Raw genomic sequence first — 15,273 nt, 5'->3', positions numbered from 1 at the left:
CCGACCGGAGCGCGTGAGCCGCGCCACCGGCCGGCGGTCAGGCCGGCGGCACCCGCCAGACCCAGACGTCCTCGACCCGTTCGGGCGGGCCGAGCAGCGCCGTGGCGGTGCGGCGCACCGCCTCCTCGTCGACGTCGAACTTGGCCCCGTGCACCCGGTCGGCCAGCACCACCGTCTCGACCCCCCAGTAGCGCAGGTCGGCCCGCGCCTCCCGGACGCTGCCGTCGGTGATGATCGGCACCAGCCCGGTCCGCCCGGCCTGGTCCACCAGCGCGCTGAACGTGCGCGGCACCGGCCCGATCCGGCCCCGGCCGTCCGGCCCGCCGGGGCCGAGGAAAAAGCCGGCCGGGATGCGGAACTCGCCCTGCCGGTGCGCCAGGGCGTACGCCTGCCAGCGCTGGCCGTCCGGGTAGATGTCCACGGTCAGCGGCAGCGGGGTGAGCACCCCGCCGGGGGAGACGTAGCGCTGCCAGGCGCCGGTGGTGATGAACGCCGGCACCGGCTCCCGGACGTGGGTGAGCAGCGGGGTGGGCAGCAGCGGCAGCAGCGCGGCGGCGAAGCCGAGCGCCCAGACCAGCTCGGTGGAGCGGTGCCGGGGCGGCCGGGCGCGCAGCGTGTCGACGGCGTACGCCAGCAGCAGCCCGATCACCGGGGCCACCACCAGGGCGAGCCGGGAGGGGAGCGCCGCGTTGATCACCGGCAGGTTGTCCAGCACCCCGAACGGCAGCAACTGGTCCGTGCGCCGGCCGTTCCACTTGGCCGTGGGCCCCCAGGAGAGCACCGCGAAGACCAGCGCGGTCACCCCGAGCGCGGTGAGCGTGGCCCGGAACGCCCGGTCGGCGCGCCGCCAGAGCAGGACGAAGCAGGCCACCGCGAGCAGCAGCAGGGGGATCCCGAAGAAGGAGTTCTCCTCGGTCGGGTTGGGCGCCAGGGAGGTGCCGAGCCCGGCCCAGCCGGCCAGCGACCGGCGCGGGTACGACCCGTACGCGGCGATGTCCTCGGAGTGGATCATCGGGTCGAAGCCGGTGCCGTGGAACCGCTGCGGCCCGGCGAAGTGCAGCCACAGCGGGTACGCCAGCAGCACCCCGGACACGAGCGCGGTCACCCCGAGCCCGCGCAGGAAGCTCGGCAGCGCGGCCCGCACCTCCTCCCGGCGGACCCGGTGCAGCGCCCACACCAGCAGGAACAGGGCGAGCGCCAGGGCCGTGAAGAAGAGCCCCTCGGCGGCGATCGAGAAGGCGAGCGCCACCAGCACGCCGAGCACGACCCCGCCGGCGACCGCGCGCCCGGGGCGGCGCAGCCGGAACACGCCCCAGACGAGCAGCGGCACCAGCCAGCCGGCGGTCCAGTTCAGGTGCGCGTTGGCGTGCGACACCATGGCCGGGCAGTAGGCGATGAAGAGCGCGCCCACCCCGGCGGCCAGCCGGCTGGCGACGAGGTGCCGGCTGAGCAGCCAGTACCAGGCCACCGCGGTGGCCGCGAGGTTGAGCGTGAGGATCACCAGGAACGTCGCCGGCGGCCCGATGAGGTACGTCAGCGGCGCGAAGACCACCGCGTACGCGGTGATCGAGGTGTTGACCGCCAGGTTCACCCCGTCCGGGACGTTGATCAGGTGGGTGAAGAGCGGGTTCTCCCCGTGGGTCACGGCGTGCCCGCCGAAGGCCAGCAGCCACTCGAAGAGGGCCTGGTCGCTGGAGTTCACGGTGATGGTGCGGGTGTTCGGGTCCCGCCACATCCCGCTGGTCACCCAGATGGCGAGGGCCACCGCGGCGAGCACCAGCACGAGGTCGGCACGCCGGTTCCGGGCGGGCGCGGTCGACGGGCCGGTGGCCAGGGACGGGGAGAACGGCACGCAGCGGACGTTACCAACCGGACCTGGACACGCCGGTCAGACACGAAAGCCGGTCGGCGCGAAGCCGCCCGCACACTTCGGCGTTCATGAATGTGTGAGCGGCGGCCATTCCGGGAGCGTGAAACGCGGACGTAACGTCGCGGCAACTCGAAGGTGACCCAGTTCACAATTCGCCGTCAGGAGGTCGCCGTGCGCCGCTCCTCATCCCTTCTCACCCGCCTGGCCGGGGTGGCGGCCGGGGTCGTGCTGGCCGCGGCCGCCGTCCTCGTCGCCGCCCTGCCCGCGCAGGCCGCCGCGCTCACCCAGGTGACCGGCTTCGGCTCGAACCCCGGCAACCTGGCCATGTACGCCTACCGCCCCGACGGCCTGCCGGCCAACGCCCCCGCCGTGGTGCTGCTGCACGGCTGCACCCAGAACGCCTCAACCTACTTCACCAACTCCGGCTGGCAGAAGTACGCCGACCAGTGGAAGTTCGCGCTGATCGTGCCGCAGCAGCCCTCGGCCAACAACGCCAACTCCTGCTTCAACTGGTTCGAGACCGGGGACACCGCCCGGGGCCAGGGCGAGGCGCTGTCGGTCAAGCAGATGGTCGACTACGCCAAGGCCAACTACTCCGTCGACGGCAGCCGGGTCTACGTGAGCGGCCTGTCGGCCGGCGCCGCCATGAGCGCCGTCATGCTCGCCACCTACCCGGACGTCTTCGCCGCCGGCTCGGTGATCGCCGGGATCCCCTACCGCTGCGCCACGAGCATGACCAACGCCTTCAGCTGCATGAACCCGGGAGTCGACAAGACCCCGGCGCAGTGGGGCGACCTGGTCCGCAACGCGTACGCCGGCTACACCGGCAAGCGCCCCAGGGTGGCCGTCTGGCACGGCACCTCGGACACCACCGTGGCGCCGCTGAACGCCGCCGAGTCGCGGGACCAGTGGACCAACGTGCTGGGCGTCTCGCAGACCCCGACCAGCACCGCCTCGCTGCCGGGCGGCACGAGCCTGGAGGTCTACGGCAGCGACCAGGTGCGGCTCTACCGGGTCTCCGGCATGGGCCACGGCACGCCGGTCGACCCGGGCTCGGCGGCCGACCAGTGCGGCACCGCCGGGGCGTACTTCCTCGACACGATCTGCTCGACCTACCGGGACGCGCTCTTCTTCGGGCTCAACGGGGGCGGCGGCACCCCGACCCCGACCCCGACGGCGACCGCGTCGCCGACCCCGAGCCCGACCCCGACCACCGCGCCGGTGTGCGTGACCGCCAGCAACTACGCGCACGTCACGGCGGGCCGCGCCTACCAGTCCGGCGGCTACGCCTACGCGCTGGGCAGCAACCAGCGGATGGGCCTCTACAACACCTTCTACACGAGCACCCTCAAGCAGACCGGCCCCGCCTACTGGGTGATCGGCTGCTGACCGTGCCGCCGCCGCCCTCGCCGGCTCACCCGGCGAGGGCGGCGCGCAGCGCGCCCGGCAGGTCCGGGTGAGTCCAGGCGAAGCCGGCCTTGCCGAGCACGCCGGGCAGGACCCGGGTGCTGGTGAGCGCCTCGTGGGCGAAGCCGCCGAGGGCGACCTTCAGGGCCACCGCGGGGATCGGCATGATCGCCGGCCGGTGCAGCTGGCGGGCCAGCTCCCGGGTGAACTCGGCATTGGTGACCGGTGCCGGGCCGACCACGTTGACGGGGCCGGCGAGGTCGTCGCGGGCCAGCAGGAAAGCCACCGCGTCCAGCCAGTCGTGCATCGAGATCCACGGCAGCCACTGCCGGCCGTTGCCCAGCTTGCCGCCGACACCCAGCCGGAACGGCAGCAGCTGCGGCTTGAGCAGGCCGCCGTCGCGGTGCAGCGGCAGCCCGGTGCGCAGCCGCACCACCCGGGTCCCGGCGTCCTCGGCCGGGCGGGTGGCCGCCTCCCAGACCCGGCAGACGTCGGCCAGGAAGCCGTCGCCGGCCGGCGAGTCCTCCTCGACGGTCCGGTCACCGGTGTTGCCGTACCAGCCGACGGCGGAGGCGTTGACCAGCACCGCGGGCCGGTCGGCGGCGGGCAGCCCGGCGACGGTGATCGCGAGCGTGGTGGTGCTGTCCACCCGGCTGGACCGGATCAGACCCTTGTACGCGTCGTTCCAGCGCTTGTCGCCCACCCCGGCGCCGGCCAGGTTGACGACCGCGTCGGCGTCGGCCACGACCTGCGGGTCGAGCTGGGCGGCGGACGGGTTCCACTGCCGCTCATCGGGGGTGCGCGGCGCACGGCGGACCAGGCGGGTGACCTGGTGCCCGTCGGTGGTGAGTCGGTCGACCAGTCGGGTGCCGAGGAAGCCGGACACTCCGGCCATGAGGATCCGCATGGGCATATCTTCGTGTACGTATCCGGACTTGGCTGCGTTGAGCGAAATCACTCACTCGTCGTTCGCGGCTCCTGCCCGCTGACCTTCCCGACGCTCGCGGCGTGAGCCGCCGTTCACTCCCCGGTGCGGCCGTCGATCGCCTCGCGCAGGATGTCGGCGTGCCCGAGGTGGCGGGCGTACTCGTCGATCATGTGCGCGAGGATCCAGCGCAACGAGTGGGCGGCGCCGGTGGCGGGGTGGCGGCCGGCCGCGTCCAGCGGGCGCTCGGCGGTGATCCGCCGCGAGGCGGCCACCTCGGCCCGCCACAGGGCGAAGGTCTCCGCGCCGGTGGCCCCGGCGACGGCGGTGAACGGGGCGTCCGGGTCGTCGGTGAGGTCGAAGAGGTCGCCGGGAAAGGCGTCGGCGAGCACGGCCTGGAAATACCACCGCTCCACGGTGGCCAGGTGCCGGACCAGGCCGATCAGCGACAGACCGGACGAGGGCACCGGCCGTAGCCGCAGTTGGGCGTCGGTGAGCCCGGCGCACTTGCGGACCAGGGCCGCACGCTGGAAGTCCAGGAAGGTCTCCAGCAGCGTCCGTTCGTCCACGGTGGCCGGCAGCGCGAACCGTTCGTCGTTCACGCCCGCATCGTACGCGTGTTCGACGTGCGGTGGGTGCCCCCGGATCAGCCGCCCAGCCGGGGGAGCAGCGGTCCGATCTGGTCGACGGCGTCGGTGCGTACCACGAAGCGGGTGACCCCCCAGCGGCGCCGGTGCCCGGCGACGGCGGCGACGATCTCCTCCGCCGTGCCGATCAGCACGAACGGGGTGGCGAGCACGTCGGCGACGGTCAGCCCGGTGTCGGCGGCGATCGCCGCCGCGGCGGCCTCCGCGTCGTCGGTCACCGTCACCTGCTGCACGAGGGCCTCCAGGACGGGCGGCACCTCCCGCCCGGCCGCCCCGGCCGCCACGTGCGCGAGCTGCGCCTCGATCTGGTCGGCCCGCCACCGCACGTCGTGCTGGTGGCCGTCGGCGAGGGTACGCCCGAAGCCGGTCAGGCCGACCACGTCGGCGTGCGCGCCGGCCCAGCGCAGCAGCGTCGAGTTGGCCGTACCCATGGTGAGCGGCACCCGGTGCTGGACCGGCCGCAGCTCGGTGAGCCGGGCCGCGTGGGCGGCCAGCTCCGGGGTGTCCACGGTGACCTCCTCGCCTGCGAGCAGGGCCTGCACGGCCTCGGCGACCGCGACGCAGCGGCGGACCCGCGTGGCCACGTCGGGGCGTTCGCGGCCGACGGCCCGCCACTCGGCCGGGGTGTGCCCGGCGCCGAGGCCGAGCCGGGCCCGGCCGCCGGAGACCACGTCCAGGGTGGCCACGTCGGTGGCGAGCAGGATCGGTTCCCGCACGCCGGCGTTCGACACGTACGAGCCGAGGCCGAGCGTCGACGTCACCGCCGCCGCGGCGGCGAGCGCCACGAACGGCGACGCGCCGTGCCCCGGGTGGTCGGCGGCCAGCAGCGCGTCGAAGCCGGCGGCCTCGACCCGCCGGGCCAGGTCGGTCCAGCTCGCCGCGTCGGTGGGTCGGGCCTGCACGGAGAAGATCGCCATCGGCCCAGCATTGCCGCAGCCCCACGGTCCCAGCCAGTCCGCGCGGCCGATTCTGCCGAGGGCCGAACCGTCAGGAAGGCCCCCGGTACAACGCCAGGCGTTGTACCGGGGGCCCTTCTCTCAGGCGGCCTCGTGCACGGCGGCCAGGCGGGACAGGTCGTCGTCGGTGAGCCGCAGGGCGCCGGCGGCGATGTTCTGCTCCAGGTGCGCCGGGTTGCCGGTGCCCGGGATCGCGAGCACGTTCGGCCCCTGCCGCAGCGTCCAGGCCAGCCGCACCTGCGCCGGGGTCACCCCGTGCTCCCGGGCCACGGCGCGCACCTCGTCGTGCTCCTCGCCGCTCGCCCCGGCCTCCCGCCCGCTGGTGGCGAGCGAGAAGAACGGCACGAACGCCGTACCGTGCGCGGCGCAGTCCCGGATCAGCGCGTCGTTGCTGCGGCGGTAGCCCAGGCCCCACGAGTTCTGCACGCAGACCACCGGGGCGATGGCGCGCGCCTCGGCGACCTGGCCGAGCGTCACGGCCGAGACGCCGAGGTGCCGGATCAGGCCGGCGTCGCGCAGCTCGGCGAGCGCGCCGAAGTGCTCGGCCAGCGGCTCCGGGCCGTACACCCGGAGGTTCACCACGTCGAGGTGGTCCCGGCCGAGCTGGCGCAGGTTCTCCTCGACCTGGCCACGGAGCTGGTCCGGCCGGGCCATCGGCAGCCACTGGCCGGACAGGTCCTTGCCCGGCCCGACCTTCGTGACGATGGTGAGGTCCTCCGGGTACGGCGACAGCGCCCGGTTGATCAGCTCGTTGGCCGAACGCAGCGGCGAGAAGTAGAAGGCCGCGGTGTCGATGTGGTTGACGCCCAGCTCGACCGCGCGGCGCAGCACCGCCACCGCCCGGTCCCGGTCGCTGGGGCTGCCGTCGGCGTTCGCGGTCAGCCGCATCGCGCCGAAACCGATCCGGTTGACGGTGCGGTCGCCGAGCCGCCAGGTGCCGGCCGCGGCGGCGTCGACGGTGTCGATGGTCATGCGGTCTCCGTCCGTTCGAGAAGGTTCCCGTTGTCGGGTGGCGCGCTGCCGAGCAGTTCCACGGGGTCACCGGCCAGCCGGTTCAACGCGGTGACGATCTTCCGCTCCTCGTAGCTGAAATGCGACTCCAGCAGCGCCGCGAGCCCGTCCAGCTCGGCGCGGACGGCCCGGCCGTCGGCCGCCCCGGCGAGCAGGGCGTCGATCCGGCGCAGCAGGTCGGCGACGATCCGGTGGTCCGCGCCGAGCTCGGCGAGCACCGGGCGCAGCTCGGGCGCCTGCTCGGCCAGGGCCTGGAACGCGCGGCCGTCCTCGCCGGTGTGGTGGCGGTCGAGCGCGGCGCAGAACCCGACGCAGTGCGCCCGCAGTTCCCGGGTCAGTGCGGCGGTGCCGCCGCCGGGGGAGTCGAGGCTCGCGCGGAGCCGGGCCAGCTCCTCGCGGAGCCAGTGGTGAATCTCGATCAACTGGGTGCCGAGCGCGGTCAGCCGTCCGCTCGGCGGGTGGGATGGGTGCACATGGTCCCCTGCCGTCCCGCGCCTCCATGCCCACGGCGGTCTTCGTACCGGGTACACGCGACGCTGCCGCCAGTCTAGGCGCGGCGGGGTGCGTCGATCACTCGCCCTCGTCGCGTTCGTGCGGCTCGTGCCAGCGCGCCCGGTAGGCGGCCTCGTGGGCCTCGTGGCTGGTGCGCTCCTCGAAGACGAGACTGCGGAGCGCGCGCCGGCCCTCGTCGAAGACCACCACCTCGGCGGCCACCATGCCGATGGTGATCGTGGTCAGTAGCGCGAGGGCGGCCAGCGCGGGCAGGTGCGAGGCCACCGGGATGCTCACGGCGAGCAGCAGCACGGTGGCGACCCGGGTCCAGCTCAGGGTCCGCAGGGTGCGGAGCTGGAAGAGCATGTTGCCGCAGATGTAGCAGATCACCCCGCCGAAGAGCAGCGGTACGCCGGAGCCGTGAGCCGGCAGGTGCTGCGGCACGTGCGGGTCGGCGACCTGGTGCACGATCATCTCCGCGCCGAGCGCGAACAGGATGATGCCGGCGATCATCGGCAGGAAGAAGTACCCGTAGGCGTCCCGGGCCATGGCGACGCGGGGGCCGTCCTCGGCGGCGTGCAGGGCGATCCGGGCGGCCGGCCCGATCATGTCGTAGTGCGCCCACCACAGCGCCGCCGTGAAGAAGATGCCGAGCACGGCCGCCGCCACGGCCGGCCAGGTCGGCGGCTGGCCGAGCAGGTTGCTGCCGACGCCCACCGAGATGACCGACTCGCCCAGCGCGATGATCAGGATGAGGTCGTAGCGCTCGGTCCAGTGCTCGGCGGAGGCGACACCCCAGCCCCAGGTGCCGGCGATGAGGCCGGTGGAGTACTGGAGCAGCACGACGGTCGCCCAGAGCCCGTCCCGGACCGCCGCCGACGAGAAGAGGTCGTCGATCTTCGGGGGGACCAGGGCGGCCACCCCCAGCAGCAGGGTGCTGCCCACCAGTTCGGGGGTGAACCGGAGGAGCTGGCGGCGCTCCTGCGGACTGTCCCGTACGGCGTGCAGGTAGAGCAGCAGATGGACGCCCCGGATCACGGCGTAGCTCACCGCCGCGACGATCGGCCCGGCCGCGTTGCCACGCGGATCCCGGAACGCGTTGGGCAGGGACAGGGCGAAGGTGAACAGGGCCGCCATGCCGACCGTCATGAGGACCGGCACGAAGCCCTCGCCGAGCCGGATCCGGGTGGCCACGATGCTGTGCACCACCCACGACCACCAGAGCACGGCGAGGACCAGCAGCGCGTGCAGCAGTGCGCCGCCGTTGACCTGGAGCGCGGTGGCCCGGGTGATGATGAAGAACGAGAAGACGAAGACGAGGTCGAAGAAGACCTCGAACCGGTCCACCCGGGCCCCGGGCGCCACCGGCACGGCCGGTCCGAGACGCCCCCGCCACCCGAAGCCGCTCACCGGCCGAGTCTGTCAGCGCCCGGCCGGGCGCGGGCCGGATTCTGCTCAGGCCGGGCGGTGGCGGAGTCCGTCCCGCGTTACGTCGCCGCCACCCTGGGAAGACGCGTGGACCACGGGCCGCCGCCGAGAAGGATGGATCATGACCGCCAGCACACCCGTCAGCACGCCGTACTCCCGCGAGACCACCGCCCTGGAGGTGGTCCGTGACCTCGATCTGACCGGCCGGCGTGCCGTCGTCACCGGCGGCGCCTCCGGGATCGGCGTCGAGACCGCCCGCGCGCTCGCCGCCGCCGGGGCCGACGTCACCCTCGCGGTGCGCAACCCGGAAGCCGGGCAGCGCGCCGCCACCGACATCACCGGCACCACGGGTAACGACCGCATCCTGATCGCCCCGCTCGACCTGGCCGACCTCGCGTCGGTGGCCACCTTCGTCCGCACCTGGGACGGGCCGTTGCACATGCTCGTGAACAACGCCGGCATCATGGCCTCGCCCGAGCTGCGCACCGAGCAGGGCTGGGAGATGCAGTTCGCGACGAACCACCTCGGGCACTTCGCGCTGGCCACCGGGCTGTACCGGTCCCTGGCCGCCGCGGGCGGCGCCCGGATCGTCTCGGTCAGCTCGGCGGCCCACCTGCGCTCGCCGGTGGTCTTCGAGGACATCCACTTCCGGCAGCGGCCGTACGACCCGTGGCTGGCGTACGGGCAGTCGAAGACCGCGAACGTGCTCTTCGCGGTGGACGCCACCCGGCGCTGGGCCGGCGACGGGATCTACACCAACGCGCTGATGCCGGGCGCGATCCGGACCAACCTCCAGCGCTACATCAGCGAGGAGGAGCTGAACCAGATGCGCAGCCAGAGCGGCGGCGGTGCGGCGTACTGGAAGAACCCCGAGCAGGGGGCGGCCACGTCGGTGCTGGTCGCCGCCTCGCCGCTGGTCGCCGGGGTCGGCGGCCGGTACTTCGAGGACTGCCAGGAGGCCGGGCCGAACCAGCCGGGCACCCGCACCGGCTACGCCCCGTACGCGCGCGACCCGGAGGCCGCCCAGCGGCTCTGGGAGGTCTCCGAGGAGCACCTGCGCGGCTGACCCGGAAACGACGAAAGGGGCGTGCGGCGGATGCCGCGCGCCCCTTTCTCGGGCCGGGGGTCAGAGCCCCAGTTCGGCCTCGAAGTTGCCGGCCTCCAGCCGCTCCTTGACGGCGACGAGGAAGCGGGCCGCGTCCGCGCCGTCGATCAGCCGGTGGTCGTACGACATGGCCAGGTAGACCATCGACCGGACCGCGACGACCTCGCCCAGCTCCGGGTCGTTGACCACGACCGGGCGCTTCACCACGGCACCCGTGCCGAGCATCGCCGACTGCGGCGACGGCACGATCGGGGTGTCGAAGAGCGCGCCCCGGCTGCCGGTGTTGGTCAGCGTGAAGGTCGCGCCGGCGAGCTCGTCCGGGCTGATCTTGTTGGTCCGGGTGCGCTCGGCCAGGTCGGCGACCCGCTTGGCGATCCCGCCCAGGTTGAGGTCACCGGCGTTGTGGATGACCGGCACCAGCAGGCCCCGCTCGGTGTCCACGGCGATGCCGAGGTGCTCCGCGTCCGGGTAGGTGATCGTCCCGCCCTCGAGGTCCAGCCGGGCGTTGACGATCGGGTAGGACTGGAGCGCCTCGACGGCGGCCAGGGCGAAGAACGGCAGGAAGGACAGCTTCACGCCGTGCCGCTGCAGGAAGGAGTCCTTGGCCTGGGCCCGCAGCTTGGCGATCCGGGTGACGTCCACCTCGATCACCGTGGTCAGCTGCGCCATCTCGTGCAGCGACTCGTGCATCCGGTTGGCGATGGCCTTGCGGATCCGGGGCAGCTTCTCGACGGTGCCCCGCTTGCTGCTCGGCTGCGGCTTCGCGGCCGGCTTGGCGGGGGCCGCCGCGGCGGCCGGAGCCGGCTGCGCGGCCGGCGCGGCCTGGGCGGCCTTCGCCTTCTCGGCCGCCTCCAGCACGTCCTGCTTGCGGATGCGTCCGCCGACGCCGGTGCCGTTGACCGAGGAGAGGTTCACCCCGTGCTCGGCGGCCAGCTTGCGGACCAGCGGGGTCACGTAGCCGGCGCCTTCCTCGCCACCGGCCTGGGCCGGGACGGTCGGCCGCTGCGGCGTGGTGGTCGGGGCGGCCGGCTGGGCGGCCTGCTCGACCTTGGCCGGCTGCGCGGCCCGCTCCGCCTCGGCGGCCGGCTCGTTGTAGGACATGCCCGGGGTCGGCTCCTCGACCTTGGGCTCCGGCTTGGGCTCCGGCTTCGGCTCGGGCTTCGCCTCCGCCTTGGGCTCGGGCTTGGGCTCCGGCTTCGGCTGGGCCGGCGCGGCGCCGGCCGCGCCCACGATCGCCAGGACGCCGCCGACCTCGGCGGTCTCGTCCTCGGGAACCTTGATCTCCAGCAGCGTGCCGGCGACCGGCGACGGGATCTCGGTGTCGACCTTGTCGGTGGAGACCTCCAGCAGCGGCTCGTCCACCTCAACGGTCTCGCCGACCTGCTTGAGCCAGCGGGTCACCGTGCCCTCGGTGACGCTCTCGCCCAGGGCCGGCATGGTGACCGGGGTGCCCTCGCCCGACGGCGCGGCGGCCGGGGCGGGCTCCTCGACGGCCGGCTGCTCCGCCTCGGCCTGCGGCTCGGCGGCCGCCTGCTCGGCCTGCTCCGCCGGGGCCTCCTGCTGCGGGGCGGCCCCGCCGGCCTGCTCGCCCTCGCCGGCGATGACCGCCAGCTCGCTGCCGACCTCGGCGGTCTCGTCCTCGCCGACCACGATCCGGCTCAGCACGCCCGCCGCGGGCGACGGGATCTCGGTGTCCACCTTGTCGGTGGACACCTCAAGCAGCGGCTCGTCGACCTCGACGGTGTCGCCCTCCTGCTTGAGCCAGCGCGTGACGGTGCCCTCGGTGACGCTCTCGCCGAGCCGGGGCATGGTGACCGATACCGGCATGTTCTCCAGACTCCTTCATTCCCCTGGTGGGATCATCGCCCGTCGCCGGACGCCGCGGTTGTCGTGTCAGGCGTGCGCGTGCAGCGGCTTGCCGGCCAGGGCCAGGTGTGCCTCGCCCAGGGCCTCGTTCTGGGTCGGGTGGGCGTGCACGAGCTGCGCCACCTCGGCCGGGTAGGCCTCCCAGTTGTAGATGAGCTGGGCCTCGCCGATCAGCTCGCCCACCCGGGCGCCAACCATGTGGACGCCGACCACCGGGCCGTCCTCGACCCGGACCAGCTTCACGTGGCCGGCGGTCTTGAGGATCTGGCTCTTGCCGTTGCCGCCCAGGTTGTAGTTGTAGGTCTTGATCTTGTCGGCGCCGTACTGCTCCTTGGCCTTCGCCTCGGTGAGGCCGACCGACGCCAGCTCCGGGTCGCAGTAGGTGACCCGCGGGATGCCGGCCTCGTCGATCACGGCCGGGTTCTTCCCGGCGATCTCCTCGGCGACGAAGATGCCCTGCTGGAAGCCGCGGTGGGCGAGCTGGAGGCCGGGCACGATGTCGCCGACCGCGTAGACGTTCGGCACGCTGGTACGCAGCCGCTCGTCGGTCAGCACGTAGCCGCGGTCCATCTTGACGCCCTGCTCCTCGTAGCCGAGGTTGGCGGTGGTCGGGCCGCGGCCGACGGCGACGAGCAGCAGCTCCGCCTCGACGGTGTCGCCGCCCTGGATGGTCAGCTTCACGCCGTTCTCGGTCTTCTCGACCTTCTCGAACGGCTTGCCGACCTTGAAGTTGATCTTCCGCTTGCGGAACGCCCGCTCCAGCGCCTTCGAGGACTCCTCGTCCTCGGCCGCGACCAGCCGGGGCAGCGCCTCGACGATGGTCACGTCGACGCCGAAGGACTTCCAGACGCTGGCGAACTCGACGCCGATCACGCCGCCGCCCAGCACGATCGCCGAGGAGGGGACCCGGTCCAGGGTCAGCGCGTGGTCGCTCGTGATGATCCGCTCGCCGTCGACCTCCAGGCCGGGCAGGCTCTTGGCGTACGAGCCGGAGGCCAGGATGATGTTGCGGCCGGTGTAGCGCTTGCCGTCGACCTCGACGACGTTCTTCCCGACCAGCTTGCCGGCGCCCGCCACGAAGGTGATCTTCTTGGCGCCGCCCACCAGGCCCTGGAGGCCCTTGTAGAGGCGGGAGACCACGCCGTCCTTGTACGAGTTGACCGCCGCCATGTCGATGCCGACCAGCTCGGCCTTGACGCCGAACTGCTCCGACTCGCGGGTCTGGTCGGCGATCTCGGCGGCGTGCAGCAGGGCCTTGGTCGGGATGCAGCCGTTGTGCAGGCAGGTGCCCCCGAGCTTGCCTTTCTCGATCAGCGCGACGGACAGGTCCAGCTGGGCGGCACGCAGCGCCGCCGCGTAGCCGCCGCTACCACCTCCGAGGATGACGATGTCGAAGGTTGCGTCGTTCGGCTCGCTCACGTCCAACTCCCAGGTCGCGTCGCTGCATCGGGGGTTACGGCGGAGTAACAGGCACACCCCACCTCGGTCATCTTGTCACCACCGGGGACGGGGCGCGTAGTGAGGTGCCCAACGACACGTCGGCGACACGTACGCTTGGCACCGTCTTCGATGACGGACGGGGGAGGAGTGGGTTCGGTGGGGCTGTTCCGACGACGCAAGCAGGCGGGCGCGGTGAGTCGCGACCGGACCGCCGACCGCGCCGATCTGGACCATCTTGAGAGTTTCGTCCGCACCCGGCGGGGCGTCGAGGCGTACCTGGAACCCCGGACCACGGTCACCGAGACCACGATCATGCTGATCGCCGACGACGGCGAGTGGACCCGGCGCCGGGTCGGCGGGCCGGAGGAGGCCCGCCGGTTCGCCCACCGCCTGGCCATCCCGATCTACGACGTCCGGCTCATGGGCTACCCGCAGCGGATGCGCGACTACAACGAGCGCCGCAAGCGCCGCCCCGAGCTGTTCTGACCCGGATACGCGCGACGGGGCGCCCCCCGCGTGAGGGAGGCGCCCCGTCATGGCGCTGTGTCCGCGTCAGCCGTTGGCGGCGACGTCGTCGACCAGGTGCAGCAGGGTGCGCACCGGGACGCCGGTGCCGCCCTTGGTCCAGTAGCCGGTGGCCTCGCCCGAGTGGTAGCCGGGGCCCGCGATGTCGATGTGCGCCCAGTTCACGTCGTCGGTGACGAACTCACGCAGGAAGACACCGCCCTGGAGCATGTGACCGGCCCGGTCCATGCCGGCGTTGACCTGCGAGATGTCGGCGACCTCGGAGTCCATGCCCTTGCGCACGTCGTCCGGCAGCGGCATCGGCCAGGCCGGCTCGCCGGTCGCGTCACCCGCGGCCCGGACCCGCTCGCACAGCTCCGGGGTGCCCATCACGCCGGCGATCCGCTTGCCCAGCGCGATCACCTGGCCGCCGGTCAGCGTCGAGGTCTCGAACAGGTAGTCGGCGCCGTCCTCGCAGGCCCGGGCGATGGCGTCGGCCAGGATCATCCGGCCCTCGGCGTCGGTGTTGAGCACCTCGACCCGCTTGCCGCTGTACATGGTGATCACGTCGCCGGGCCGGTAGCTGGTGCCCGACGGCATGTTCTCCGCCATCGGCAGGTAGCCGGTGACGGCGACCGACGGCTTGAGCGCCGCGACGGCCAGCATGGCCGCGCCGACCGCCGCCGCGCCGGCCATGTCGGACTTCATCTCCCACATGCCCTGGGCCGGCTTGATCGAGATGCCGCCGGTGTCGAAGGTGATGCCCTTGCCGACCAGCGCCACCCGCTTGCCGTTGCCGCCACCCTCCGGGGTGTAGGTCAGCTTGACCAGCCGCGGCGGGGCCTCCGAGCCCTGGCCGACGGCCAGGATGCCGCCGTAGCCACCGGCGGCGAGCGCCGCCTCGTCGAGCACCTCGACACCGAGCCCGGCCTCCCGGGCGGCGGTGGCCACGGCCTCGGCGAACGACGGCGGGCGCAGCTCGTTCGGGGCGGTGTTGACCCAGTCCCGGCTGGTCAGCACGGCGCCGGCCACCGCCTGGGCGCGGGTGACCTCGGCCTGGGCGGTCGCGTCGGCCGCGTCCGGCACCGCGACCAGCACCTCGGCCACCGGCTCACGCCGGGCCGGCTGCGGCTTGGTCTTGTAGCCCGCGAACCGGTAGCCGCCGAGCAGCGCGCCCTCGCCGACCGCGCGCAGCGCGGCCGGGGCGTCGGCGTCGTCGGGCAGCGGCAGGGCGAGCGCGACGCGGGACGCGCCGGCCAGGGCGCGGACCGCCGCGCCGGCGGCCCGGCGCAGCGTCTCCGGGGCGGGGGCGGCGCCCGACGGCTCGGGGCCGAGCCCGACGGCGACGACCACCGGAGCGGTGACGGTGCCCAGCGTGGCCAGCTTGATCACCTCACCGGGGCCGCCGGTGGCGCCGAGCAGGGCCAGGGTCTCGGTCAGCTTGCCGTCGAACGCGGCGGCGATGCTCTCGGCGCCGCTGGCCAGCAGCAGGGCGCCGGCGGGTGAGCCGGACTCCTGCTCGGTGGTCTGGCTGTGCACGCCGATCACGATCGCGTCGACGGCGAGTTCGGCGGGGTCGGTGTCGACCAGGCTGAGGGTGGTGCGGGGCGATGTCACGAAAG

General features: G+C 73.5%; 13 protein-coding genes. 3 read left to right on the top strand and 10 right to left on the bottom strand.

Annotation, left to right across the window (positions count from 1 at the left end; genetic code table 11):
* Nucleotides 1-37: 37 nt before the first annotated feature.
* Nucleotides 38-1,852, bottom strand: a complete 1,815-nt coding sequence (locus tag GA0070214_RS24055) for a DUF6311 domain-containing protein (RefSeq protein WP_091268375.1) — start codon at nt 1,850-1,852, stop codon at nt 38-40.
* A 189-nt stretch (nt 1,853-2,041) separates the two neighbouring features.
* Between GA0070214_RS24055 and GA0070214_RS24050 the strand changes: the two genes are divergently transcribed.
* Complete coding sequence (locus tag GA0070214_RS24050) at nt 2,042-3,259, top strand: extracellular catalytic domain type 1 short-chain-length polyhydroxyalkanoate depolymerase (RefSeq protein WP_091268373.1); 1,218 nt, start codon at nt 2,042-2,044, stop codon at nt 3,257-3,259.
* Between the two features lie 25 nt (nt 3,260-3,284).
* Here GA0070214_RS24050 and GA0070214_RS24045 read toward each other — a convergent pair whose 3' ends face one another.
* The 6 genes from GA0070214_RS24045 to GA0070214_RS24020 all read right to left on the bottom strand — a co-directional run bounded on the left by GA0070214_RS24045 (nt 3,285) and on the right by GA0070214_RS24020 (nt 8,718).
* Complete coding sequence (locus GA0070214_RS24045; RefSeq protein WP_091268371.1) at nt 3,285-4,184, bottom strand: TIGR01777 family oxidoreductase; 900 nt, start codon at nt 4,182-4,184, stop codon at nt 3,285-3,287.
* 113 nt (nt 4,185-4,297) lie between these two features.
* Entirely contained in the window at nt 4,298-4,804 is a 507-nt protein-coding gene (locus tag GA0070214_RS24040) for a DinB family protein (RefSeq protein WP_091268369.1), read from the bottom strand.
* Between the two features lie 44 nt (nt 4,805-4,848).
* Entirely contained in the window at nt 4,849-5,766 is a 918-nt protein-coding gene (locus tag GA0070214_RS24035) for an LLM class flavin-dependent oxidoreductase (protein ID WP_091268367.1), read from the bottom strand.
* Between the two features lie 120 nt (nt 5,767-5,886).
* Nucleotides 5,887-6,777 (bottom strand): oxidoreductase, encoded by an 891-nt coding sequence (locus GA0070214_RS24030; RefSeq protein WP_091268365.1) that lies wholly within the window; start codon nt 6,775-6,777, stop codon nt 5,887-5,889.
* Nucleotides 6,774-7,289, bottom strand: coding sequence for a hemerythrin domain-containing protein (locus GA0070214_RS24025; protein WP_244167823.1), 516 nt, complete (start codon nt 7,287-7,289; stop codon nt 6,774-6,776). The genes GA0070214_RS24030 and GA0070214_RS24025 overlap by 4 nt, the downstream gene beginning before the upstream one ends.
* A gap of 97 nt (nt 7,290-7,386) precedes the next feature.
* Nucleotides 7,387-8,718, bottom strand: coding sequence for a low temperature requirement protein A (locus GA0070214_RS24020; RefSeq protein ID WP_091268363.1), 1,332 nt, complete (start codon nt 8,716-8,718; stop codon nt 7,387-7,389).
* A gap of 139 nt (nt 8,719-8,857) precedes the next feature.
* Between GA0070214_RS24020 and GA0070214_RS24015 the strand changes: the two genes are divergently transcribed.
* Nucleotides 8,858-9,802 (top strand): SDR family NAD(P)-dependent oxidoreductase, encoded by a 945-nt coding sequence (locus GA0070214_RS24015; RefSeq protein WP_091268361.1) that lies wholly within the window; start codon nt 8,858-8,860, stop codon nt 9,800-9,802.
* 60 nt (nt 9,803-9,862) lie between these two features.
* Here the strand turns inward: GA0070214_RS24015 and sucB are convergent, their stop codons facing one another.
* Together sucB and lpdA are read right to left on the bottom strand one after the other, a co-directional pair.
* A complete protein-coding gene (gene sucB / locus GA0070214_RS24010; RefSeq protein WP_091268359.1) occupies nt 9,863-11,668 on the bottom strand; it encodes a 2-oxoglutarate dehydrogenase, E2 component, dihydrolipoamide succinyltransferase in 1,806 nt (601 codons plus the stop codon).
* A 66-nt stretch (nt 11,669-11,734) separates the two neighbouring features.
* Nucleotides 11,735-13,126, bottom strand: coding sequence for a dihydrolipoyl dehydrogenase (gene lpdA, locus GA0070214_RS24005; RefSeq protein ID WP_091268357.1), 1,392 nt, complete (start codon nt 13,124-13,126; stop codon nt 11,735-11,737).
* Between the two features lie 177 nt (nt 13,127-13,303).
* On the opposite strand from lpdA, the gene GA0070214_RS24000 reads away from it, so the two are divergent.
* The gene (locus GA0070214_RS24000; RefSeq protein ID WP_091268355.1) at nt 13,304-13,633 is read left to right on the top strand and encodes a hypothetical protein; all 330 of its coding nucleotides are present in this window, start codon (nt 13,304-13,306) and stop codon (nt 13,631-13,633) included.
* A gap of 66 nt (nt 13,634-13,699) precedes the next feature.
* On the opposite strand, the gene GA0070214_RS23995 is transcribed toward GA0070214_RS24000, so the two are convergent.
* Nucleotides 13,700-15,268 (bottom strand): leucyl aminopeptidase, encoded by a 1,569-nt coding sequence (locus GA0070214_RS23995; RefSeq protein WP_091268353.1) that lies wholly within the window; start codon nt 15,266-15,268, stop codon nt 13,700-13,702.
* Between the last annotated feature and the right edge of the window lie 5 nt (nt 15,269-15,273).

The organism is Micromonospora chaiyaphumensis (genome assembly GCF_900091435.1).
Classification (GTDB): domain Bacteria; phylum Actinomycetota; class Actinomycetes; order Mycobacteriales; family Micromonosporaceae; genus Micromonospora; species Micromonospora chaiyaphumensis.
This window is presented reverse-complemented; position numbering and strand designations above follow the sequence as displayed.

What these genes read in the sequence shown, in the direction of transcription:
- GA0070214_RS24045 (WP_091268371.1), bottom strand. Translation starts at nt 4,184, where the DNA reads ATGCGGATCCTCATGGCCGGAGTGTCCGGCTTCCTCGGCACCCGACTG.
- GA0070214_RS24035 (WP_091268367.1), bottom strand. Translation starts at nt 5,766, where the DNA reads ATGGCGATCTTCTCCGTGCAGGCCCGACCCACCGACGCGGCGAGCTGG.
- GA0070214_RS24030 (WP_091268365.1), bottom strand. Translation starts at nt 6,777, where the DNA reads ATGACCATCGACACCGTCGACGCCGCCGCGGCCGGCACCTGGCGGCTC.
- GA0070214_RS24015 (WP_091268361.1), top strand. Translation starts at nt 8,858, where the DNA reads ATGACCGCCAGCACACCCGTCAGCACGCCGTACTCCCGCGAGACCACC.
- sucB (WP_091268359.1), bottom strand. Translation starts at nt 11,668, where the DNA reads ATGCCGGTATCGGTCACCATGCCCCGGCTCGGCGAGAGCGTCACCGAG.